Origin of the sequence: Sphingobium cloacae (assembly GCF_002355855.1) — a bacterium.
Taxonomy (GTDB): domain Bacteria; phylum Pseudomonadota; class Alphaproteobacteria; order Sphingomonadales; family Sphingomonadaceae; genus Sphingobium; species Sphingobium cloacae.
Window position 1 is genome coordinate 1 of the sequence record NZ_AP017658.1, and the last position, 21,478, is coordinate 21,478.

A 21,478-nucleotide genomic window follows, 5' to 3' on the forward strand; every position below is an offset into this window, starting at 1 on the left:
TTGGCTGCATCACTCGACATTGAGGGCACGCAGGACCTGCTGTCCGTCTCGACGCTCGCACAACGGACCAGCTCTGTCCTCGAGCGGCTCCGCGACTCCGCGCGGAGTGCCCGGGCGGACGAGCGGCGCGAGCCGACGTTCCCGATTGGCAAGGCCGCGGAACTGGTCGGCCGAACCGCGGCGGCCATTCGCGAGGCCGAGAAGGACGGCCGCTTGCCGCCGCCTCCGCGAACCGAGAATAATCGGCGTGTCGGCTATACCCTGGCGCAGCTCAACGACATGCGCGGACTGTTCGGCACCCGGCCCTGGCGGGCCGCAACCGATCCCTGCTGCGTTATCGCGGTGCAGAACTTCAAGGGCGGGGTGGGGAAATCGACTCTTTCGGTGCACCTGGCCCAATATCTCGCGATCAAGGGCTACCGGGTGGCTCTCATCGATTGCGACAGCCAAGCGTCGGCAACCACGCTATTCGGCTATGTGCCCGACCTCGACCTGACCGAGGAGGACACGCTCTATCCATTCCTGCGGCACGACGACATGGAGTCGCTCGACTATGCCCTGCGCAAGACCCACTTCGACGGCCTCGAGCTTGTTCCGGCCAATCTGCGGCTGTTCCAGTCGGAATATGAAATCGCAGCGCGCATGGCGCGGGGGCAGGGGAACCTGATCGACCGCATGGCGCAAGGCATCGCGAGCATTGCCGATCGGTTCGATGTGGTGGTTCTCGATCCGCCTCCGGCGCTCGGCGCGATCTCGCTTTCGGTGCTGCGCGCGGCCAATGCGCTGGTGGTGCCGGTTCCGCCGACGGTGATGGACTTCTCGTCGACGGCGGCCTTCCTCGCCATGCTCGATGAGACCATAGAGACGCTGGCCGATCGCGGCTTGGCGCCGTCGCTTCAGTTCCTGCGCTTTGTGGCGTCCAAGGTCGATGAGAATAAGTCGATGCAGAAGGAACTGCTGAACCTGATGCGGACCCTTTTCGGTCACGCGATCGTCCGTACGCCGCTCAAGGATTCGGCCGAAATCGACAATGCAACGGCGCGGCTGATGACCGTCTACGAGCTGGACGGCCCGGTCACCAGTTCGACGGTGCGCAACCGCTGCCTTGCCTATCTTGATGGCGTGAACAGTGAAATTGAGGTCGACATTCGGTCGATGTGGCCGAGCCATTTGACGCGGCTTCGCAAGGAGGGACTCGCCTGATGCGAGCAAAATTGCACCGGTGCAATTCCGGGTAGAAGGGGTGGATGATGAGCAAGAAGAACGCCAACTTCGCGGCTGATCTGGTCGCCGGAATCGACCCGGGGGCGCAAGCCCCAGCGGCGCGGCGCCCTGGCATCGGTGCGAGCGTGCTGGCGGGCCGGGAAAGCCGGCTTGCCGAATTGGCGACGGGCAGCGTCGTCTCGCGCACCCATGAGCTTGTCGATCCCGCGCGCTGCCGAATGTGGGCGGGGCATAACCGCGAATATGCGCTCCTCAATGAGGAGCGGTGCGCCGACCTCATCGAGAGCATCAAGGCGCAGGGCAAGCAAGAAATGCCCGCCATCGTTCGCCGCGTGAAGGACGATCCTGCCTTCGATTTCGAGGTGATTTGCGGCGCGCGCCGGCATTGGACGATCAGTTGGCTGCGCGCCCACAACTATCCGGATTTCCGCTTTCTCGTCGATATCCGTAGCCTTACCGACGAGGAGGCCTTCCGTCTCGCTGACCTCGAGAATCGGGCGCGCGACGATCTCACCGATCTGGAGCGCGCGCGCGACTATCTGCGCGCGCTCGACGCCTATTATGAGGGGCGCCAGAAGGTGATGGCCGAGCGGATCAATGTCACGGAAAGCTGGCTCAGCCGCTATCTCGACCTTGCCCGGCTGCCGGCGGAACTGATGGCGGCCTTCGCCCTTCCGCAGGATCTCAGGATCAAGCATGTCACCGCGATCAAGCCTCTCTTGAAACCGGAGGATCGGCGGCAGCGTGTGTTCGCCGAGGCGGGACGTCTCGCTCAGGTGCAGTCCGATCGCGCAGCACCGATGCCGGTCCCCGATATCATACGCGCGCTCGCTCTGGCCGCCGATCCCCCCAAGAGGTCAGGATCCCCCAAGAAGTCAGGAAAGCCGGAAACGATCGTGTCCGAAGGGGGGAAACCATTGCTGAAAGTGGAGGCGGTGGATCGTAAGGGTCTCAAACTTACCTTGCTCCCGCATGCCGGTGGTACGCGGGCTGAAGCGGAGGCCGCGTTGAAAGCGCTGCTCGATCAGCATTGGAGCTAGGACAATCTTCAGCGGTTCTGAGACGTGAGAGTTTTGTCTTCACATGTTGAATATGGACTGCCCTATGACTGCAGCCTTCCAGGATGACATTCGCGAGAATGAGATCATCTCGCCCCGTCGTCTGGCGGAGCGCCTGCGCTTCTCCATGGCGCATTTGGCTCGCGTTGCTCGCCTGGATCCTAAGGCCATGACTCTGTATCCCTCCGCCCCGACCGTGCAGATTAAACTGGAGGAAATAGCCCGAGTTATAACGCGAGCGGCAGAACTTGCAGGCGAAGAAGGCAAGGCGGTTATCTGGTTCAAGCATCAACCCATTTCTGGAGTTGGGAAAACGGCCGCGGAATTGGTTGCGAATGGCGATATCGATATCGTCATGGAAGATCTCGATCGTATGGCTGCCGGGGTCTATTCCTGACAGGCGTCACTCAAGGCCGAAAGGTTAGCTTGTCCGCAGGACCTTTAGGCGAATGTCTTCTTCTCGTAGACGGTGACAATCGCCCGGCCATCCCAAACGTAGCACAGGTGCCGCTCCTGTCGGCTGTTGGCGAGTAGGCGAGGGCGGAACACCGCGGCGCACTCGCCGTCGGCGTCGCGCACGCTTTGGTACACGATGCCATCCGAACCTTGCTCACGCAGGTGCCGGCCAAGCGCCTGGCCGGCGGCATAGCTGTCCGGGGCGTAGAGGGCAGGGCGTTCATCGCGCAGGCCGCGAATATCGTGGAGCATGGCGTCCAGGTCGACCGCGTAGACGCGCATGTCGAGTTCCTGCGCCGGTTCGTGGGTGTACGCCATGAAGCGGGTTCGGTGATGGCGCGTCTCGGCAACCGCAGTCTCGATGGTGCTGGCAGCGTAGAACAGCCCGAAACTGCCGTCACAGAACCGGCTGCCATCGGGATTTAGGTGGGTGAACGCTGCCATGATCGCCGATGTTCCGGGTCCCGATACGCGGTCCTCCGGTGGGACGAGGGCGAGGTCCCCGACCTCGTCGCGAAGCCGGTCGTTGGTCATCGCCTCGATCGCATAGACCGCTTCCAGGTCGGCCGGATCCGCGACATCCTCAAACAGCGATATGGGCGGGAACCGGCTTGCGACGATCCGGTAGCACGGTTGCCACCGCACTTGCGTCGTCGCAATGGCATCCATCAGCCGCGCTGCGCGTCGATATATTGACGCACCACGTAGAGATCGGCGACATTGCCCGAGGCCATCCGCTCGATCGCCGGGCGTCCGGCGAACAGCGGCGCCTCATTGGGTTTGCGTACCCATTCGTTGGCGGTACGGGGCAGGAGCATCTTCAGCCCCTTGTAGATCCCCATGACATAGGAGATGCGCTCCAGCGCATCCTTGGGAATCGCCGCGACCGCGCCGCGCTTCCAGGTCTGGAAGGTCGAGCGGCTGTCGAGCCCGAGAAGCTTCATCTGCTCGGCTTCCTTGAGGTCCCAGGCGTCGGCAATGCGGAAAAAGGTGCGCAGCGCCGGACCGCTCAGATCCTTGCGGCTGGGCGCTTTGGCGGGGACGCCGGAATGGGCAGTTGTGGCCATTGGCCATCTCCTTCTTTCTCTGTCTATGTATGATATCTGTACATAACGTCAAGAAGAGATCAGTTTTCATACACGCCGAATGCGCGCGATGCCGCGTCAGGGATGGCCAGAACTGCCGGCGAGCAGCCGGTCGATCTCACCCATCGCCGCGTCGAACTCGGCAAGAGCCGCATGGGGGAGGGCGGTAGCCTGGTCCAAAGACGCCGGCTGCCCATCCCTTCCCGGTTCTTCGACGACCAGCAGGGCCTTCCCCTTGACCGTCTCCCGCCGTGCCATGCGCGCCGCCACAAGGGCGTCGCCGATCGCATAGGTGCCGCGCCGACTGATCCCGAACGCCCAGGTGATCTGATCGAGCCCGAGTGGCGCAAAACCAGCGAGCAGGATCCACACCTGCGGTGCCCGCGCGCTCGAGCGCAGGTGCCCCAACTGCTCGCGCATCAGCACCGCGCGCCGCCGCGCTTGCGCGACCAGCTCGGCAAGCCGGGTCACGCTGCGCTGGAGGCTGCGGGCCGCCAGCATGGCGCGTTCGCCCGGCCAGAGCTGCGGCTGCAGCGTTTGCGCCGTCACCGCGCCGGGGCAGGGGAGGGCGCGGGCCCACGCGCCGGACGCGGTCAGCAGCCGCCCCAGCGCGGCATCGACCGCCCAGAGCGGGGTGCGCGTGGCGGCCTGCTCGATCGCCACCGCGCGGTTCCCAAACGAACGGATTTGCACCGCGCGCTCCAGCGGCGCGAACCGCGGATCGGCGCGCAGCAGCGCGTGCAGGCGGGCCAGACCCGCGAAGGGCAGGGGGGTCTCGTCATCCGCGCCGGCCTGTTTCATTAGCGTGATCGCCCTGCCGATCGCTTCCTCCGCCAGCGCGTCTTCGGCTTGCATCGGGCGGTCGGCCCCGAAGCGAGCGGCCAGAGCGATGGTCTGCGCGGCATCGGCGAGCGGTTCCCACGGATGACGGCTGAGTTCGCCGAGCAGGGCGCGGACCACGGCATAGGCGGAGCAGCCGGTGAGGGGTGTCTCTTGGGGGCCGCGGTCGAGCCCGGCGAACCAGGCGTTGAACCGGTGTTCGGCGTCCGCAAATCCCGCTTGCGCCAGGGATGAAAGCAACACCTCCCGCAGCAGCCCTACGCAGAACAGCCGTTTTTCGATATCGGTGAGGCTGGCGAGGAGCCCGTCGAGCCGGCCGAGCGCCAGCGCGCATTCGCCTTGCGCGAGGGCGAGCTCCTCGGGTGGGACGTCGGTGTCGGCGGCGAGGGGATGGAAGCGCTCCATGCCGGATGTGTAGTGAATGCCAAAACACTGCACAACTACTCAGGTGGTTGGTGAACGAACATGTGATAATTGCAGTTATCACATAAGCAGATTTGACCGTTCTTTATAAGGTGGGCTACAAGCGCGGCTGAGGAGCGAGGCGCGTCGTGAGGGCTCTGTTGCAAAAATCGTGAAGCTTGAGCATGCTTGGCGGAGATTGGACGGACGGAACGATGACGGATTTCAAGTGGCGCCATTTCCAGGGTGATGTGATCCTGTGGGCGGTGCGCTGGTATTGTCGCTATCCGATCAGCTATCGCGACCTTGAGGAAATGCTGGCGGAACGCGGCATTTCGGTCGACCATACGACGATCTATCGCTGGGTCCAGTGCTACGCCCCGGAGATGGAGAAGCGGCTGCGCTGGTTCTGGCGGCGTGGCTTTGATCCGAGCTGGCGCCTGGATGAAACCTACGTCAAGGTGCGGGGCAAGTGGACCTACCTGTACCGGGCAGTCGACAAGCGGGGCGACACGATCGATTTCTACCTGTCGCCGACCCGCAGCGCCAAGGCAGCGAAGCGGTTCCTGGGCAAGGCCCTGCGAGGCCTGAAGCACTGGGAAAAGCCTGCCACGCTCAATACCGACAAAGCGCCGAGCTATGGTGCAGCGATCACCGAATTGAAGCGCGAAGGAAAGCTGGACCGGGAGACGGCCCACCGGCAGGTGAAGTATCTCAATAACGTGATCGAGGCCGATCACGGAAAGCTCAAGATACTGATCAAGCCGGTGCGCGGTTTCAAATCGATCCCCACGGCCTATGCCACGATCAAGGGATTCGAAGTCATGCGAGCCCTGCGCAAAGGACAGGCTCGCCCCTGGTGCCTGCAGCCCGGCATCAGGGGCGAGGTGCGCCTTGTGGAGAGAGCTTTTGGCATTGGGCCCTCGGCGCTGACGGAGGCCATGGGCATGCTCAACCACCATTTCGCAGCAGCCGCCTGATCGGCGCAGAGCGACAGCCTACCTCTGACTGCCGCCAATCTTTGCAACAGAGCCGCGAGAAGCACTGGCCGTATGGCGTGGGGTGTGACGATGGCGAACGGCACCCCGGTGCTCGGCAATGTCGAATTGAAAGGCCGGGCTCTGGTTCTCGCCGTCACCTCGGCCGAGCGGGCGAAACGCGGTACCGCGCTCATCACCGATGCGCTCGCCGGGTTGGTCGGCTCGCCGCTGACCACGATCGAGACGATCGAACAGGCCATGGCCGCGCGGGCCGAGGGACTGACAACATCCGAACCGGCACCGGCCATTGCGCCAGAGGTGGCAACCCCGCTCGTTCATGCCATGCTCGACCGCCAGTACCGCGCGACGCTCGATGAACCCGTTGGAATGCTTGGGGACATCAGCCCACGTGCGGCCGTTCGAACGGCCGCAGGCCGTTATCGAGTAGCTGGGTGGCTCAAGCATCTCGAAAACCGTAGCAGCGCTCACCCCGAACCGAACGACCCGATGGCAACCTACGATTTCACCTGGATGTGGCGCGAACTCGGCATCGAAGACCTGCGGAAATAGTCCCCTTCCACTGACGCTGACGCCTACCGTGAATCTGTGTCCGATTAATGCATAAGGGCCATCCTGCACACCGTCGTCCATGAGCCCGTGTCCCAAGCGACGCTCGCCACGGTGCGCGACAAGCTCACCCGCGATCCCGCCGGCTTCGCCGCACTGCTGGCGGACATGCAGGCCAGCACCGGCGCGCATGGCCTGATCGCGCGCGCCGCCAACCGCCAGCTCGGCAAGTCCGATCGCGAGGCCGCCGGCGTGCTGTCGTCGGCGCAGCGTCACACTCACTTTCTCGACAGCCCACGCCTGGTCGAAAGCACGTCGGCGTCCGATTTCCGGTTCGCGGACCTGAAGGAGCGGCCCGGCACCGTGTTCCTGTGCCTGCCGCCCGACCGGCTCTATACCTATGCGCGCTGGCTGCGGCTGCTGGTCGCGCAAGCCGTCACTGACATGGCGCGCTCCCCTGCCCGCCCGGAACGCCCCGTGCTGTTCCTGCTCGATGAGTTCGCCGCCCTCGGCCGACTGGAGCCGGTGGAGCGCGCGATGGGGCTGATGGCCGGCTATGGCCTCCAGCTCTGGCCGATCCTCCAGGACATGCACCAGCTCCGCGCTCTCTATGGCGAGCGCGCCGGCACCTTCCTGTCCAATGCCGGCGTGATCCAGACGTTCGGGGTCAATGACCACGCTACCGCTGACATGCTCTCCCGCACGATCGGCGACACGACGCTGGAATATGCGACCCTCAGCACGTCGCGCGCACTGGCTGGGGTGACAATCGCGCCGGCCCCTCGGAAAGCGTCAGCACGCATGTCACGGCGCGGCGGCTCGTCACGCCCGACGAAATCATGCGGATGCCGGCCGACACCCTCCTGCTGCTGCGCCAGGGCGAACGCCCGCTCTGGGCCAGCAAGGTCCGCTACTATGACCAGCGCGAGTTCGCCGGTCTGTTCGATCCGGCATGATCGGACTGACCCGTTCCCGGGAGATCGAACGGTGAGCTTTGAAGTAGCGCCTTACCGCCCTCTCCGCTGGCGAAACGCTGAAAGGCACACACCGCCGGTTTCGCTTGGCTTCTCTCGGAAGCCCTGCGGCCGATAGGCCGCTCTGGTGACGGCGTTAGCCGGCACGGATTGAAGGCGCATTGGCCGATAGGCCAATTCCGCATTGCCCCTTTCGGTTGCGTCGGGATGAGCTTCGCCGGTTAAGAGATTCTGTTAAATAGGAATCGTTAAACAAGTTAAGCCGCTCAAAAAGCGTAATCTTGCTTTGTTTATCAACTGCTTGCCGGACCGCCCGGTGGGTGAAACCCCGTGATTCGGTGTGTGATACCCCGATAGTGTGGTGGGTGATACCCCGACGCCAAGGTGGGTGAAACCCCGAGACTCTGGAGACGGAAAGGTGCTTCCTGCGCCAGTTATCCACAGCCTGCCTGCCGCTCCACCATCGACCGGACCATGTCAGGGTTCAGGCGGCATCGCTGGCCGGTGGGTGAAACCCCGATAGCTAGGCCTGCGGTGGGTGATACCCCGATAGTCAGCGTCGGCCGGCAAGCCGGTCCATATGCGCATCGACTTCCTCGGCCCGCTTGCGCTCGGCGTCGAAACGGGCGCGCCGCTCCTCCTCGGCGCGCATCCTCTCGGCGAGTGCCAGTGCCTCGGCCTCGCCACGGAGCCTGAACAGCACGGCAGGGCTTTTGTCCGTCGTCTCGGTCAGCTCCATCGCATAGTCGGGGAGCTGGTCGGCCTCGATCACCCGCCGGAGCATCCGGTTGAACTCCTTGGGCTGGGCATCGCTGCCGGTCTTGTCCCGGAGCACCTCTACCCGGCACGTCCACCCACCGCGTTGCGTACCGGCGTGCTTGCGCGCGATGCGGTAGAGCGCCCGCTCCAGCCCTCCGGAAAGCAGGAAATAGTCGGGGTGCATGGTGAGCAGCGACTTCTCGTTGACGATGCCCTCATAGACCCAATCCGAGAGGGTCAGCGTCATGCCGCGCGGCTGCTCCGTCTCGGCGTCGGTGTCGAAGGTCCAGCTGTCGAGCCAGTTGAAGCCGGCCTTCTGCCGGCGCTTCGTCGCGCGGATCGAAGTCGTGATCGAAGTCGTCTGTAACCGGAGAAGCGCGGCTTGCAGCTCCTGGTAGTCCCTGCCCCCTGTGCTCCGCTTGATCGCCCGCAGCAGGTCGTAGGGCGTGGTTGTCAGCGTGCGGGGCAGATCGTTCAGCCCCTGCTGCTTCATGCGATTGAGCGTGGACGCGGCCCATATCAGGATATCGGCATCCCAGATCGTGGCCATGCCGTAATCGGGAATGGCTTGGACGCGCACCCAGGCATCGCCGTCCGGGCTGCGATACTCGATCGGCTTCAGCCGCTTGCGCTTCTGGAGCGAGAAGAACGGGCGCTCCATGACCTCCCGCTGATCCTTGAGCGGAAGATCGCCGAGCGCCGGAATGAACAGGTCGAACTCGGGATTGGGATCACGCCGCTTGCTCACGGCGCGAACCTGGTGTGTCCCCGCTGGACCAGATACTGGCGCAGCAACCGCTCGGTGATGACGGTAAGGGGCTCCCCACCCTCCTCGACGCTGAGCTGGCGCAGCGTGCGGTGCATGTCTTCGGGAATGTGGATCAGCACCGGCTTCTTGCCGGGATGGCTGCTGCGCCGCGCAGGTGCTGCCGGGGCCGGCGTGTCGGCCGCACGCCGCGACCGGCGCGGGGCGGCAGGCTGCGGCGCGGGAGTTGTGTCGGCAACCGGTGCCGGTGCATCGGGCTCGTCATCGAAAATGCCGGCGAGCGCGGAAGTTTTCTTCGCCATCATCCAACCTCGCTTACTTGCTTAGTCGTAAAGCCGCTTAGTCGCTTAGCCTCGTCATAGGCGGCACGCAACTCGGCTGCTGCCTTGCTGTCCGGGTCCGTCTCGGCCGCTGTTCTGCCGAGTGGCGTCGCCTTGTAGAAATCCTTGCGGAAGTGGAGGCGGCTGTCGAACATCGTCACGCCCTTCGCCGCGAAGCCGGCATGGGCCTCCTGGCCCTCCCCGCCCTGATGCGGAACCTGCGTCAGTATGACGGCGAACGGCGTGCCTGCCTGCTGCACCTGCTTGACGGTCTGCAACACCGAATGGACGTCCAGCCCTCGCGGCGCGACAGGGATGATGACGAAATCCGCCTGCTCGGCTGCGAGCATAGCAATGTCCTTGGAGTTCGCCGGCGTGTCGATGATGATGAGGTCGATCTTGCCGCTGCTGCGCCCGCGCGAGACGTGGAGCGGCAGGCCGGCGACGCTGCTGTCCTTCACCATCACGTCGTCGTCGTCGCGGCGTTCGGACCAGTAGAGCGCCGATCCCTGGCGATCGTCGGCATCGAGGATGACGACGGATGCCCCCTCCCGCGCCGCCTCGACGGCAAATCCGGTTGTAAGGGTGGTTTTGGATTGCCCGCCCTTTTGCGCGATGACGGCCCATACTTGCATAGCTGCTGCTCCTACTAAGCGGCTAAGCTACTTATGGAGCTTAGCCGCTTAGTCGTAAAGGGTCTTAGTCGCTTAGCCGAGTTCGTCCTCACTTCCGTTGCTGATCGGATCGTGGCGCATCGGGCCGTGCCTCTCAACCGGGCACAAGGGTGCGCCCGCTGTCTCCAGCCATTTGCGCGCGGTCCTGACAGTATAGCCGCACGTCGCGCACTCGCATTTCAGCATCCGCGCCGCCTGCTTCCTCGGCCGGGTGGTCGCGCTGCCCGTATCAAGCCGGGCATGGGGGAGGGGACCGACCGCAGCGAGGATCGGTGCAATGGCGGAAAGGAAGGCGTCCCCGGGGGTGGTGGCGCGCATCGGCCCGACCAGCCCCAGCCCGATTGCGATCCGTTTAAACGCTCTCCCGTGTCCGGCCGCGATCCCGACCGCCGCGTGGACCAGCTCGTGCGCGAGGATCGCGGCGATCTGCGCCGGCATCGCATCAGGGGCGTGGGCGAGGTCGGGCCGGATGAATATCTCGAAATGCCCGTCGCCGCTGCGCCGGTTGTCCCAGCACTCGCCGATCGCCTTGCCCTTGGCTCCCCTGCTGGTGAAGCCGATCGCCACCCGCACGCGAGAGGGAAGGGGGGCGTCCAGCGCCTTGAATAGCGGCCCCATGCCGATCGCCACCCGGTTCAGCCAGCTTTCGCGATTATCCTGCTCCATGTCCTGCTCCCTTCAAATCGCCCTCGGGGCGATGGCCAAGGCCATCGGCTCTGCCTCGTGGCGAACAGCGGGGGGGTGAGGGGGCAGCGGGAATCTGCCGGGGTGGTGCGGGCGCAGGCGTAGCCGAGCCACGGCCCGGCTGATTGCCGTTGCAGGGAGAGGGGGGCAGCGCCCCACTTTCCCTGTCCTGACGGGGAGCTTCGCCGGCATCGCCGGCGACCATCTGGCGGGGAAGCAGCCCCCGCCTACGCGAGCGATCGTCACCCGGCAGGGACGAGACGCCGGTGTGGCGGCTCGGTCGGAGCGCAAGCGGAGATAGAGCGCGGTCCCGCAGGGCTGACTACACGAAAGTGCGTTTTACGTACGCTAGGGGGGAACCTTTGGCGAACGCGGGTGAATGGCATCATGCGGCCAGGAGCGAGGAAGGCGTGCGCAACGGGCGGAGCTGGCCGGGATCGGGGCGGCTTTCGACATTCCAGCGATAGTCGCCGGTGAGCGAGATATGCTCCCATCCCAGCGGGGCGATATGGCGCGCAACGTCCTCCGGGATCGCCAGCGCCCCGACCGCCCGTTCGAGATAGCGGGTGTTCCACAGGATGATGGCGGCCACGAGGAGATTGAGGCCGGAGGCGCGATAGGTCTGGTTCTCGAACCGCCGGTCGCGCAGCTCGCCGAGCTGGTTGAAGAAGAGCGCGCGGGCGAGCGCGTTGCGGGCCTCGCCCTTGTTGAGACCGGCCTGGGTGCGCCGGCGCAGGTCGAGATCGCGCAGCCAGTCGAGCATGAAGATCGAGCGCTCTATCCGCCCGACCTCGCGCAAGGCCAGCGCGAGTCCGTTCTGGCGTGGGTAAGCGGACAATCTGCGCAGCATCGCCGAAGCGGTGGCGGTGCCGCTGCGGATCGAAGTGGTGAGGCGCAGCAGTTCGTCCCAATGGGCGGCGACATGCCCGATGGCTACCGGATCGCCGGTCATACCGGCCAGCAGCGGCCCCGCTTCCTGGCCCGGCAGTAGATGCAGGCGCCGGTCCTTCAGGTCGCGCAGGCGCGGCGCGAAGCGGTAGCCGAAGAAGGGCATGAGGCCGAACACATGGTCGGATGCGCCGCCGGTATCGGTGTAATGCTCTTCGATCGACAGGCCGGTGGCATGGTATAGCAGCCCGTCGAGAACATAGGGAGCCTCGCCGGCGGTCGCCGCGATCACGCGGCTCGAGAACGGATCATATTGGTCCGAGACGTGGGTGTAGAAGCTGACGCCGGGTTCATTGCCGTTGCGCGCATTGATGTCGCCGATCGCGGCGCCGCGCCCGCCCGCATGGAAGAGCTGGCCGTCACTGGAAGAGGTGGTGCCGTCGCCCCACAGCGCGGACAACGGCACGGTGCGGTGAACGTCGATCAACCGCCCCAGCGCCTCGCTATAAGCGGCTTCGCTGATATGCCAGTCGTGCAGATGGGCGAGCTGACGCAGGGTCGCGCCCTGACAGGTCTCGGCCATGCGCGTCAGCCCGAGATTGATGCCATCGGCCAGGATCACGGTCAGGAGCGCGTTACGATCGTCCGCCACGCGACCGGAGCGGCGATGGGTGAAGCACTCGGAAAAGCCGGTCCAGCTATCGACCTCCAAAAGGAGATCGGTGATCTTCACGCGTGGCAGCCGATCATAGGCGACGCGGCGCATATTCTCTGCATCCGGCGGCGTGATCGCCTTGAGCGGGGATACGACAAGGCCATTGTCGTCAAGGCGCACCTGGGGCAGTTCTCCCTGTCGAGCGAGGATCGTCACCCGCTCGATCGCGGTGTCGAGACTGGCGCGGCGGCCGGCGACGAAGCTGTCGAAATCAGTATCGATCGCCAGTGGCAGCGGTCCTCGCGCGCGCATCGCATCGAAGGTTGCAGGCGGCAGGAGATAGCTGTCGAAGGCGCGATAATGACGGCTCGCCGCCACCCATATGTCGCCGGCGCGCAGCCGGTCGCGCAGTTGGGTGAGCACGCACAGCTCATAGGCGGCGCGGACGACCACGCCATCGCGCAGCACGAACGGCCGCCATGACGGCGGCACGAAGCGGAGCGGTGGGTTATCGGGCAGGCGCCGTCGTCCGGTGCGATAAATGTCGGCGATCAGCCGAACCGCATCGAGCAAGCCCTGCACCGCACCACCCCCGCGAAACTCAAAGGCGTTGAGGAACGGCCCGATCACGGAGCGCAGCGAGCGCTGCCGTTCGATCAGTTCCGCCGTGCGGTCGATTGTTTCCGGCGCGATCAGTAGCTCGGCGTCCACGACCGCCGTTCCCAACCTTTCCCAGTCGATCGAACTGATGGCGGCAAGAGAATCGACGCCTCGCGCCCGCGCGTCGAGCAATGTCCGGCATGAGCCGGTGAGCAGGCGAAGCTGCGCCTGCAATGACCGGATCGTGCCGATCGCCTTGTCCTTGGTCCGATTCTCGGCCCGTCGCATCATGCTCCCCAGGAGCTTGTCCATCATCGTCAGCACCGCATCGGTCAGGCTTTCCTCAAGCCGGATGCCGGCAGCGACAAGGATCGCATGACGGCGTAGGTCGGGCAGTTCCGCCAGATGCTGCGGCGTGATGCGCGCCGCCTCGTCGGCGATCCGGTCGAATGCCGCCTGCGGGATGGTCGCGGCGCGCGAGGCCGCCAGGCCCAGCGCGCGAACTTGGTCGAGCCGTTCGATCAGTCGCAGGATATTGCGCGGGGCCGGCGATAGGGGCGGGTTGCGCAGCCATGAGAGCCAGGTCGCGCTTTTGTCGTCGCGCCGCGACAGGAGGGCGTCGAGCGTCGCGCGTTCGGGTTCGCCGAGATCTCCGGCGAGCACGTCATGGACCAGATCCCCGGCCTGCTGCCGCGCCCGTCGCACTATCGCCTCAATCACCGTCACGGGCGGCAGCAGCAATCGCCGGCGTCGCATCTCGTCGATGACGATGCCCGCAAGCCGCGAGGACTGGGTGACGGTCTGCGCGATCGGCATGGCGAACGCGACCAGCGCGTGGAAATCCGCACGACTGAAAACGAGATGACCGAAGCGCCGCGACAGGTCGGCGAGGTGCGACCGCCGCGTTTCGTCGCGGCGGGCATAGTCGCGCCATGATGCGGGCGACACATCCAACTGATGGGCCACGAACGCGAGGATCGGCATGGGCGGCGCTTCGCCGGCTTCCAGCACGCGCCCCGGCCAGCGCAGATACAGCATCAGCATCGCATAGCCGAGACGGGTGACGTCGCCACGCCGGGATGCGATCAGTTCGAGGTCGTCACGGGTCAAGGTGAAGTGACGCGCGATCTCGCGTTCATCGAGCGACGGATCATAATGGCCCGCAAGCATCTCGCGGGTTAGCAGGTGTCTTCTGGCCAAGGTCGAACCCCTCCATGTCGCTGTCCGTCAGACGTCCGTTGAACGGCCAGCGGGAATGTGTCCGTCAACTCTGGACCTGCGATGGCGATTCGGACAAGGTCGCGCGATGATGGGAAAACGGACACGATGGGACCTCCCGTGGCACTGATCGGCTATGCGCGCGTCTCCACCCCCGACCAGAAGCTCTCGCTCCAGCACGACGCATTGAACGCCGCCGGCTGCGACCGGATATTCGACGATCACGCCTCTGGCGCCAAAGCCGATCGGCCTGGCCTGACCGAGGCGCTCGCCTACCTGCGCAGCGGCGACACGCTCGTTGTCTGGAAGCTCGATCGGCTCGGCCGCTCGATGAGCCATCTGATCGAGAAAGTCGGCGAGTTGGCGACGCGCGGCATCGGGTTCCGCTCGCTCACCGAGAACATCGACACCACCACTTCGGGCGGGATGCTCGTGTTCAACATCTTCGGTTCGCTCGCCCAGTTCGAGCGCGATCTGATCCGCGAGCGCACCCATGCCGGCCTCAAGGCTGCTCGCGAACGAGGCCGCGCCGGCGGGCGGCGGCCAGTGGTCACGCCCGACAAGCTCCGCAAAGCGCGCGATCATATCGCTTCCGGCCTCACCGTGCGCGAAGCCGCTGCGCGCCTCAAGATCGGAAAGACCGCCCTCTACAAAGCCCTTGAAAGCATGGACAGGGACACAAAGCCCACGCGTTCCCGCTCCGTTCGTCCTTAGCGTGCAGATCCGTCACTTTCGTGTAGTCACCCCCAGTAGGAGAGGCCTTCGACGACTATTACACTCAAAGTGATGCTATAGTTGCACGGATAGAGACTGAAGCCGCAACGTACAGCGACATTAACCCATATAAACTGGTCCTCTATGCGCTGAGCCTGGGGCTGAAGGCATTAGCTGGGCTCTCGGCAGCGGTTGGATTTGCTATTACTATATTTGCCAAAGTTGCGTTGGCGATCATTATCGCACTTGGCCCCATCTTCATCGCTCTAGCTCTCTTCGAGCCAACGAGGCGTTTTTTCCACGGCTGGCTGGGGCAAGTATTCAACTATATCGTTCTCCTTGCTGTAATCATAGCCATCACGACCCTGATCACAGACCTCGGAGCGGCTGCAACAGCAGCATCTGAAGGCGTCGTGGATACGGCTTTCGGTGCTGTCCTGTTTGCAGCGTACATATTTTTGGGCACGATCTTCTTCTTCCAGGCTCCAGCCATTGCAACGGGAATAGCCGGGGGAGCCGCTGCCGGCGTGGGTGCCTTCGCCGGAACGGCCTGGGGCACGATGGCATCTCCCTTCCGACAGCGTCGCGTCATGCGCAACAGCCGCAACTTGGAGCGCGCCGCTCACCGCGGCGGCACCATCGAAGCGGCGTAGCGAGGCATCTCATGGCTTTTTCTTCACCAATATTCGCGCCTAGCTTCCGCCGTAGCGTCACCTGCCTGGGCGTTGTTCTGGCTGCGCTCGGCGTCGTCGGCTGTGCATCCGGTCCAAAGAAGCTCGCGGTTTGCAATGGCCATCACCTGCGCGACGTGAACATCTATGGAAGCGTCTTACCGGGCTCACCTGTGCCTGCGACCACGGCGCCGAGAGCTGCGCCGCCCATACCGCCGCTATCGCATCCAAGAGACGGCGATCCACCCCCACCGCCCGCCGTGCCTTCCGCGTCATCTTCCGGAGACAAAGTATCGTTCGCACCAAGGGGACCGCATTATGCGAGCTGCTGATGACCGCTCGGAGGCGGTGCCGGCATCGGGGCTGCAGCGCTATTTCCGGGACGCACGAAGCTGGGATCAGGACAGGATCCGGAACGCGCTGCGCTCGACCCGCATCGCTTGGAGCATCGCGGCCATCGCCTCACTCCTGGCCGCGGCCTCGATCTTCGCAGTTGCGGCTCTGACGCCTCTCAAGACTGTCGTGCCCTATGTTATTCGCGTCAACCAGACCACCGGCGCGGTGGATGTCCAGACCGCGCTCACGCAGCGGCCGATGCGCTACGATGAGGCGGTCACCAAATACTTCCTCGCCCAGTATGTGAGAACCCGCGAAAGCTGGATCCCGGCAGCGGCCGAAGAAAATTTTCGGTTCGTGACGATCCTCTCGCAGCCGACCGAACAGCAGCGCTGGGCGCGCTTCTACAGTAGCAACAATGGTGCCAGTCCCCAAAATGTCTGGGGCAAGAACGCAGTTGTGCAGGCGCGCGTGCGCAACATCGCCTTCATCAACGATCGCGTCGCCAATGTCCGGTTCACGCGGACAGTCCAGACCGAGACCGACATCCAGAACAGCGATTGGATCGCCACGATCACGTTCGCCTACGCCAACGCGCCCATGGCGGAAGGCGATCGCTACCGGAACCCGCTGGGATTCCAGGTCGAAAACTATCGTGCCGATCCGGAGGTGATCCGATGAGGGCGCTCTCCGCCGCCATCATTTGCGCGCTGGTGCCTGTAACGGCGGCGCACGCGGTCGAAGTTCCGCGAGGTGGTCCGTCCGACCCGCGCGTCAAGTTCGTCGAATATGAAGAGACCGAGGTCTATCGGATCGTCGGCACGTTCCGGACCGCAACACAGATTGTCCTGAGCGACGATGAGACGATCCAGCACGTCGCGCTGGGCGACACCGTATCTTGGGAGGTCGCCGTCGCCGGGCACATCCTGTTCCTCAAGCCGCGTGAGCGTGCCGGACCGACCAATCTCATCGTCACCACGTCGCGCGGAGGCGAATTGCGCAGCTATGCGTTCGAGTTGACCGCTCGCAGCGGTCCGATCACGGGCCGCAACGGCCAAGCCTATTTTCAGGTGCGGTTCCGATATCCCAGGGACGATGCAGACCGCGCCGCGCGTCTCAGGGCCGCGCAGATTGCCATGCAGGCGGCTGCCCTGGAGAGCCGGGCCGTTCGCGGCGCTCTCGATCATGGGGTCGTCGAAGGGCCTCGCAACATGAACTACAAGGTGCAGGGCTCCAGCGAGCTTCAGCCGTCGGAGGTCTCCGATAACGGGCAGTTCACGGTGTTGCGTTTCCCAGCGAACCGCGAGGTGCCGGCTATATATCTGGTGCGACCAGACGGGTCTGAGACGCTGGTTCCCTTCGACGTCCGTGACGAATTCGTCGTCGTCCATCTGGTGGCGCGTCAGCTGCGCCTTCGGCGGGGCGGCGAGGTGCTGTGCATGGCTCTGTTGCAAAGATTGGCGGCAGTCAGAGGTAGGCTGTCGCTCTGCGCCGATCAGGCGGCTGCTGCGAAATGGTGGTTGAGCATGCCCATGGCCTCCGTCAGCGCCGAGGGCCCAATGCCAAAAGCTCTCTCCACAAGGCGCACCTCGCCCCTGATGCCGGGCTGCAGGCACCAGGGGCGAGCCTGTCCTTTGCGCAGGGCTCGCATGACTTCGAATCCCTTGATCGTGGCATAGGCCGTGGGGATCGATTTGAAACCGCGCACCGGCTTGATCAGTATCTTGAGCTTTCCGTGATCGGCCTCGATCACGTTATTGAGATACTTCACCTGCCGGTGGGCCGTCTCCCGGTCCAGCTTTCCTTCGCGCTTCAATTCGGTGATCGCTGCACCATAGCTCGGCGCTTTGTCGGTATTGAGCGTGGCAGGCTTTTCCCAGTGCTTCAGGCCTCGCAGGGCCTTGCCCAGGAACCGCTTCGCTGCCTTGGCGCTGCGGGTCGGCGACAGGTAGAAATCGATCGTGTCGCCCCGCTTGTCGACTGCCCGGTACAGGTAGGTCCACTTGCCCCGCACCTTGACGTAGGTTTCATCCAGGCGCCAGCTCGGATCAAAGCCACGCCGCCAGAACCAGCGCAGCCGCTTCTCCATCTCCGGGGCGTAGCACTGGACCCAGCGATAGATCGTCGTATGGTCGACCGAAATGCCGCGTTCCGCCAGCATTTCCTCAAGGTCGCGATAGCTGATCGGATAGCGACAATACCAGCGCACCGCCCACAGGATCACATCACCCTGGAAATGGCGCCACTTGAAATCCGTCATCGTTCCGTCCGTCCAATCTCCGCCAAGCATGCTCAAGCTTCACGATTTTTGCAACAGAGCCATTGCTGGCAACCGGGCGGCAAAGCAAGGCAGCGCAACTGCTGATGACAATCCCGGGGATCGGCGCTGTCACAGCTCTCTCCTTTTCTGCAGCGATCGAAGACCCGGGCAACTTCCACAGGTCGCGTTTGGTCGGCGCCTGGCCGGGGCTGACCACCAGACGCTACCAGTCAGGAGAGCTCGACTATGACGGCCACATCTCACGACGGGGAGACAAGCATCTCCGAAGCCTTCTCTACGAGGCAGCGATGGTGATGCTGACGCGGACCAGCTCCCGAAATGACAGCAGCCTCAAAGATTGGGGGCTCAAGCTGTGGGAGCGCCTCGGCACCAAGCGCGCTGCGGTCGCCGTCGCCCGCAAGCTGGCGGTCATCATGCACAGCATGCTCAAGACGGGAGAAGCATTCAACAAGTCGACTGGCGTCCCCGCATAAGCGGGGGCTCGCAAGTCTGCCCATCTCAGCGCGTCATCATCTGACGTGCAGAGGCGTCCCTGCCGCGGACGTCGGTCTGGCCATTCCGTTAAGACTGGATGCAGTTCCTTGGAGACTGCGTGTTGAACATAGGAAGGCCATTCCTGCGAAGACCATTATGCGGCGGCTGGTGCCGACCGCGGAAACAACCCCGCTCCCGGCATACGGCTACCCTCTCGCATAGATATGGCCACTGAGGACAGCCCATGCCGCCGGATACCTCGTGCCACAATCCTGGGGCGCGCCGGGCGGTGTGTTGCCGAACCGGCCTTGACAGGCGTGAAGCGATTAAACAACCAAGCGACCCATTCGAGCGTGGCGAACTCGACGGCCTCGAATGAGCGCCAGGGGCCACGGCGGTGGATGACCTCGGCCTTGTAGAGGCCATTGATCGTCTCGGCGAGGGCGTTGATGCTCCTATGTTGGTCAAGCGGCATTTCCTTCGGCGCTGGCCGGTGGTTTCCTCATGCAGAGATGGGCGAAGATCTCACGGGCGATGTAGCGTTTGAGGCAGCGGCGGATCTCGCGCGGTGACTTCCCTTCAGCTGTTCGGCGCTCGACATAGGCGCGGGTCGGTGGATGCCGCTGCATGCGAACAAGCGCCACCCGGTAGAGGGCAGCATTTGCTCGCCGGTTGCCGCCGCGGTTGAGACGGTGGCGGCTGGTCTTGCCGCTCGACGCTGGAATGGGACAGACGCCGCACAGGCTGGCAAAGGCGGCCTCGGAGCGGATGCGTTCCGGATTGTCGCCAAGGACGACAAGCATGTCGGCAATGGTGCCGGTCGAGATGCCCATCGCGGCCATCAAGGTCGGCGCCTGCTCGCGGACGCGCGGGACGAGTGGGGCTTACCCTGTTGCCTGATCGGGAGATGCGATCGGGGCGGCTGCGTCCTTTGATCCGGCGGGGGTTGTTGTCACCGTCGCCAGAGGTGCTCGCTGGCGATCCGACCCGCTGACCTTTTGGTCCAGGCCTGTCAGCCTCTTTGGCCTGTTCTACGATCACGGACTGCCGATGGACGTTTGCTTGCGCTCAGCCTTCCGATCAAGGCGTGTGCTCGTACAATTGCGTCCGCCGTCACTCGACACTCGACTATGTCAGCCCAGCTCAGTTCGAACGGCTGGCCGCATAGCTGCAAAACCGCTCTCCGTTTTTCCGAAGCAAGTCCACTGACGCCTTGCCCCTTCGGATTCCGTCACAACCACTCTACTTTCTATAAATGCTAGCCCATTCCTACTTGCATGCAAGTAAGTGTCGAGCTACCGTCGCACGACGATAAGGGCGGTCGGCAAAGCGAGATTGGGAGGAACGGTTTTGGAACACCAGTGCAAGCAGGATGGGCATTCGCATGGTGAAGCGTCAGCTGGGGAGCAGCAGGGCGTTCCGCGCCGTGCGGCATTGAAGGCGGGCGCCGCATTGGCGACTGGTGGTGCGGACGGGCTGCTGGCTGGGGCGGCGGTCGCCGAGCAGCGGGCGCCGGCTGTGCTAACGGGCAAGCAAGCGGGGCGGAAGTTTCGCGCGTGGGTGCAAGAGGGGCTGTGGGTTGGCGGCAAGGCCGGTGTCGAAGAACTGCGCCTCAAGGAACTCCAGTCGCGGCAGGTGGTGGTACGCACGGAGGCGTCGGCGCCATGCTATTCACTGGTCCAGCGCGGCATCGGTGGCAGACCTGCGGTCAAGCCGGCCCCCAAGTACGCGCCCGACACCGTTCCGCAGATCTCGAACCACACCGCTGTCGGCATCGTCGAGGCCGTGGCGACCGATGTGCGACGGGTAAAGCCGGGCGATCGCGTCATCATCGGCGTGGTTTCGCAGTGCGGCAATTGTTACATGTGCCTGCGCGGGCGCGCCGATCATTGTCAGTGGGCGTTCGCTGTGCCCGCGGGGTTCCCACCCGAAATCGCCACGCGTGCGGATGGCTCCGGGCTCATCGCCCAGATTGGAATCGGAGGGCTGGCCGAACTGAATGTCTGCTATGAAGAGTATCTGTGTCCCATTTTTACCGACCTGCCTGCAGACCAGCTCTCACTTCTGGGTGACACGGCCGCGACGGGCTTCGGCGGCGCAATGGGTGTCATGAAGGTCGAGATGGGGTCCAATGTTGTGGTGCTGGGCGCGGGACCAGTCGGTCTCTCCGCCGTCATGGCCGCTCGGGTCGCCGGCGCTGCACAGATCATCGTCAGCGAGCCAGTCAAGCATCGTCGCGAGGCTGCAAAGCGGTTCGGCGCCACTACTGTGCTCGACCCGAACGCAGAAGGGGAGGGTCTCGTTGAGACCATTCGCGAGTTGTGTAAGGGGCCGACCGGCCGCATCACGTCGGGCGGCCGCGGATGGGTGTCGCAGGCTGATTCCGACTTTGTCAACGCAACCTTCGGAGCGGTGCGGGATAACCGCGGGCCCGATTTCACCATCGAGGCGGCAGGCCCCACCGGAGATGTTCCCAAGGTTGAGACACCGCCGGATCCAACGGGCATTCTGCCGATGCAGCAGGCCTGGGAGATGACGCGCCGCGGCGGCGAGATCGTTTACCTTGGCTTTGGCCAGATTGGGGATGTCTCGTATCCGGCAGCTGCATTCGCCAACGCCGGGCGCACCGTTCACGCCGGACAACAGGGCGGCCTCAACTTCATGCGGGATATCCCGAAGATCGTGTCTCTCATGGAGCAGGGCAAGTATGACCTGCGGCCGATGGTCACGTCCCGGTGGCGTCTTGAGGAAACGAACAAGGCGTTCCAGGTGGCGTCGGATCGCACCGAACTGGCGCCTGTCGTAGTCTTCGATAGCTAGGCCCTGTCGACGGATTTGATCATGTTGCGCCA

Annotated in this window: 16 protein-coding genes and 7 pseudogenes; 12 read left to right on the forward strand and 11 right to left on the reverse strand. The window is 64.2% G+C overall.

Annotated elements, in window-relative coordinates; translation table 11 throughout:
* From SCLO_RS21370 to SCLO_RS21380, 3 genes are all read left to right on the forward strand, one after another.
* Positions 1 to 1,203, forward strand: a complete 1,203-nt coding sequence (locus tag SCLO_RS21370) for an AAA family ATPase (RefSeq protein WP_007688084.1) — start codon at positions 1 to 3, stop codon at positions 1,201 to 1,203.
* Positions 1,204 to 1,250: 47 nt separating this feature from the next.
* Positions 1,251 to 2,264, forward strand: coding sequence for a ParB/RepB/Spo0J family partition protein (locus tag SCLO_RS21375; protein WP_013849890.1), 1,014 nt, complete (start codon positions 1,251 to 1,253; stop codon positions 2,262 to 2,264).
* Between the two features lie 64 nt (positions 2,265 to 2,328).
* A complete protein-coding gene (locus tag SCLO_RS21380) occupies positions 2,329 to 2,679 on the forward strand; it encodes a hypothetical protein (RefSeq protein ID WP_007688086.1) in 351 nt (116 codons plus the stop codon).
* A gap of 44 nt (positions 2,680 to 2,723) precedes the next feature.
* Here the strand turns inward: SCLO_RS21380 and SCLO_RS21385 are convergent, their stop codons facing one another.
* The 3 genes from SCLO_RS21385 to SCLO_RS21395 all read right to left on the reverse strand — a co-directional run bounded on the left by SCLO_RS21385 (position 2,724) and on the right by SCLO_RS21395 (position 5,068).
* Positions 2,724 to 3,407 carry an RES family NAD+ phosphorylase gene (locus SCLO_RS21385; RefSeq protein ID WP_013041559.1) on the reverse strand — a complete coding sequence of 228 codons (684 nt, stop codon included), beginning with the start codon at positions 3,405 to 3,407 and terminating at the stop codon, positions 2,724 to 2,726.
* Positions 3,407 to 3,805 carry an MbcA/ParS/Xre antitoxin family protein gene (locus tag SCLO_RS21390; RefSeq protein ID WP_007686501.1) on the reverse strand — a complete coding sequence of 133 codons (399 nt, stop codon included), beginning with the start codon at positions 3,803 to 3,805 and terminating at the stop codon, positions 3,407 to 3,409. Before SCLO_RS21390 ends, SCLO_RS21385 begins: the two co-directional genes overlap by 1 nt.
* A 96-nt stretch (positions 3,806 to 3,901) precedes the next feature.
* Positions 3,902 to 5,068, reverse strand: a complete 1,167-nt coding sequence (locus SCLO_RS21395) for a hypothetical protein (RefSeq protein ID WP_007686500.1) — start codon at positions 5,066 to 5,068, stop codon at positions 3,902 to 3,904.
* Positions 5,069 to 5,280: 212 nt separating this feature from the next.
* On the opposite strand from SCLO_RS21395, the gene SCLO_RS21400 reads away from it, so the two are divergent.
* The 3 genes and pseudogenes from SCLO_RS21400 to SCLO_RS21415 all read left to right on the forward strand — a co-directional run.
* A complete protein-coding gene (locus SCLO_RS21400; protein ID WP_001389365.1) occupies positions 5,281 to 6,045 on the forward strand; it encodes an IS6-like element IS6100 family transposase in 765 nt (254 codons plus the stop codon).
* Between the two features lie 57 nt (positions 6,046 to 6,102).
* Positions 6,103 to 6,615: pseudogene (locus SCLO_RS21410) on the forward strand (hypothetical protein); the annotation flags it as partial.
* 60 nt (positions 6,616 to 6,675) lie between these two features.
* Positions 6,676 to 7,568, forward strand: a pseudogene (locus SCLO_RS21415) (type IV secretory system conjugative DNA transfer family protein); the annotation flags it as partial.
* A gap of 571 nt (positions 7,569 to 8,139) precedes the next feature.
* On the opposite strand, the gene SCLO_RS21420 reads toward SCLO_RS21415, so the two are convergent.
* The 5 genes from SCLO_RS21420 to SCLO_RS21440 all read right to left on the reverse strand — a co-directional run bounded on the left by SCLO_RS21420 (position 8,140) and on the right by SCLO_RS21440 (position 14,132).
* Entirely contained in the window at positions 8,140 to 9,093 is a 954-nt protein-coding gene (locus SCLO_RS21420; protein ID WP_061939919.1) for a replication initiator protein A, read from the reverse strand.
* Positions 9,090 to 9,416: a hypothetical protein gene (locus SCLO_RS21425; RefSeq protein ID WP_231923468.1), complete on the reverse strand. Its 327-nt coding sequence runs from the start codon at positions 9,414 to 9,416 to the stop codon at positions 9,090 to 9,092. The genes SCLO_RS21420 and SCLO_RS21425 overlap by 4 nt, the downstream gene beginning before the upstream one ends.
* Positions 9,413 to 10,066 carry a ParA family protein gene (locus tag SCLO_RS21430; RefSeq protein ID WP_061939917.1) on the reverse strand — a complete coding sequence of 218 codons (654 nt, stop codon included), beginning with the start codon at positions 10,064 to 10,066 and terminating at the stop codon, positions 9,413 to 9,415. The genes SCLO_RS21425 and SCLO_RS21430 overlap by 4 nt, the downstream gene beginning before the upstream one ends.
* A gap of 72 nt (positions 10,067 to 10,138) precedes the next feature.
* Positions 10,139 to 10,771 (reverse strand): SprT family zinc-dependent metalloprotease, encoded by a 633-nt coding sequence (locus SCLO_RS21435; protein WP_066522052.1) that lies wholly within the window; start codon positions 10,769 to 10,771, stop codon positions 10,139 to 10,141.
* Between the two features lie 403 nt (positions 10,772 to 11,174).
* The gene (locus SCLO_RS21440) at positions 11,175 to 14,132 is read right to left on the reverse strand and encodes a Tn3 family transposase (protein ID WP_066522050.1); all 2,958 of its coding nucleotides are present in this window, start codon (positions 14,130 to 14,132) and stop codon (positions 11,175 to 11,177) included.
* A gap of 138 nt (positions 14,133 to 14,270) precedes the next feature.
* On the opposite strand from SCLO_RS21440, the gene SCLO_RS21445 reads away from it, so the two are divergent.
* From SCLO_RS21445 to SCLO_RS21465, 4 genes and pseudogenes are all read left to right on the forward strand, one after another.
* Positions 14,271 to 14,864, forward strand: a complete 594-nt coding sequence (locus SCLO_RS21445; RefSeq protein WP_066522055.1) for a recombinase family protein — start codon at positions 14,271 to 14,273, stop codon at positions 14,862 to 14,864.
* Between the two features lie 35 nt (positions 14,865 to 14,899).
* Positions 14,900 to 15,517, forward strand: a pseudogene (locus SCLO_RS21450) (type IV secretion system protein); the annotation flags it as partial.
* Between the two features lie 336 nt (positions 15,518 to 15,853).
* A complete protein-coding gene (locus SCLO_RS21460; protein WP_007683408.1) occupies positions 15,854 to 16,552 on the forward strand; it encodes a virB8 family protein in 699 nt (232 codons plus the stop codon).
* Positions 16,549 to 17,313 (forward strand): annotated as a pseudogene (locus SCLO_RS21465) (TrbG/VirB9 family P-type conjugative transfer protein); the annotation flags it as partial. The gene SCLO_RS21460 and the pseudogene SCLO_RS21465, both read left to right, overlap by 4 nt.
* A 53-nt stretch (positions 17,314 to 17,366) precedes the next feature.
* Here the strand turns inward: SCLO_RS21465 and SCLO_RS21470 are convergent.
* Positions 17,367 to 18,131 (reverse strand): IS6-like element IS6100 family transposase, encoded by a 765-nt coding sequence (locus SCLO_RS21470; protein WP_001389365.1) that lies wholly within the window; start codon positions 18,129 to 18,131, stop codon positions 17,367 to 17,369.
* Between the two features lie 62 nt (positions 18,132 to 18,193).
* On the opposite strand from SCLO_RS21470, the pseudogene SCLO_RS21475 reads away from it, so the two are divergent.
* Positions 18,194 to 18,625 (forward strand): annotated as a pseudogene (locus SCLO_RS21475) (transposase); the annotation flags it as partial.
* A 155-nt stretch (positions 18,626 to 18,780) separates the two neighbouring features.
* On the opposite strand, the pseudogene SCLO_RS24085 reads toward SCLO_RS21475, so the two are convergent.
* A pseudogene (locus SCLO_RS24085) lies at positions 18,781 to 19,074 on the reverse strand (hypothetical protein); the annotation flags it as partial.
* Positions 19,075 to 19,090: 16 nt separating this feature from the next.
* Positions 19,091 to 19,477, reverse strand: a pseudogene (locus SCLO_RS21485) (transposase); the annotation flags it as partial.
* Between the two features lie 436 nt (positions 19,478 to 19,913).
* On the opposite strand from SCLO_RS21485, the gene SCLO_RS21490 reads away from it, so the two are divergent.
* Positions 19,914 to 21,446, forward strand: a complete 1,533-nt coding sequence (locus SCLO_RS21490) for a zinc-binding dehydrogenase (protein ID WP_096362260.1) — start codon at positions 19,914 to 19,916, stop codon at positions 21,444 to 21,446.
* The last annotated feature ends 32 nt before the right edge of the window (positions 21,447 to 21,478 follow it).

Bases quoted from the DNA above. Each gene is read 5' to 3' on its own strand.
- SCLO_RS21400 (WP_001389365.1), top strand. From the start codon at position 5,281: ATGACGGATTTCAAGTGGCGCCATTTCCAGGGTGATGTGATCCTGTGG.
- SCLO_RS21460 (WP_007683408.1), top strand. From the start codon at position 15,854: ATGCGAGCTGCTGATGACCGCTCGGAGGCGGTGCCGGCATCGGGGCTG.
- SCLO_RS21395 (WP_007686500.1), bottom strand. From the start codon at position 5,068: ATGGAGCGCTTCCATCCCCTCGCCGCCGACACCGACGTCCCACCCGAG.
- SCLO_RS21390 (WP_007686501.1), bottom strand. From the start codon at position 3,805: ATGGCCACAACTGCCCATTCCGGCGTCCCCGCCAAAGCGCCCAGCCGC.
- SCLO_RS21435 (WP_066522052.1), bottom strand. From the start codon at position 10,771: ATGGAGCAGGATAATCGCGAAAGCTGGCTGAACCGGGTGGCGATCGGC.
- SCLO_RS21385 (WP_013041559.1), bottom strand. From the start codon at position 3,407: ATGGATGCCATTGCGACGACGCAAGTGCGGTGGCAACCGTGCTACCGG.
- SCLO_RS21380 (WP_007688086.1), top strand. From the start codon at position 2,329: ATGACTGCAGCCTTCCAGGATGACATTCGCGAGAATGAGATCATCTCG.
- SCLO_RS21425 (WP_231923468.1), bottom strand. From the start codon at position 9,416: ATGATGGCGAAGAAAACTTCCGCGCTCGCCGGCATTTTCGATGACGAG.
- SCLO_RS21375 (WP_013849890.1), top strand. From the start codon at position 1,251: ATGAGCAAGAAGAACGCCAACTTCGCGGCTGATCTGGTCGCCGGAATC.
- SCLO_RS21430 (WP_061939917.1), bottom strand. From the start codon at position 10,066: ATGCAAGTATGGGCCGTCATCGCGCAAAAGGGCGGGCAATCCAAAACC.
- SCLO_RS21470 (WP_001389365.1), bottom strand. From the start codon at position 18,131: ATGACGGATTTCAAGTGGCGCCATTTCCAGGGTGATGTGATCCTGTGG.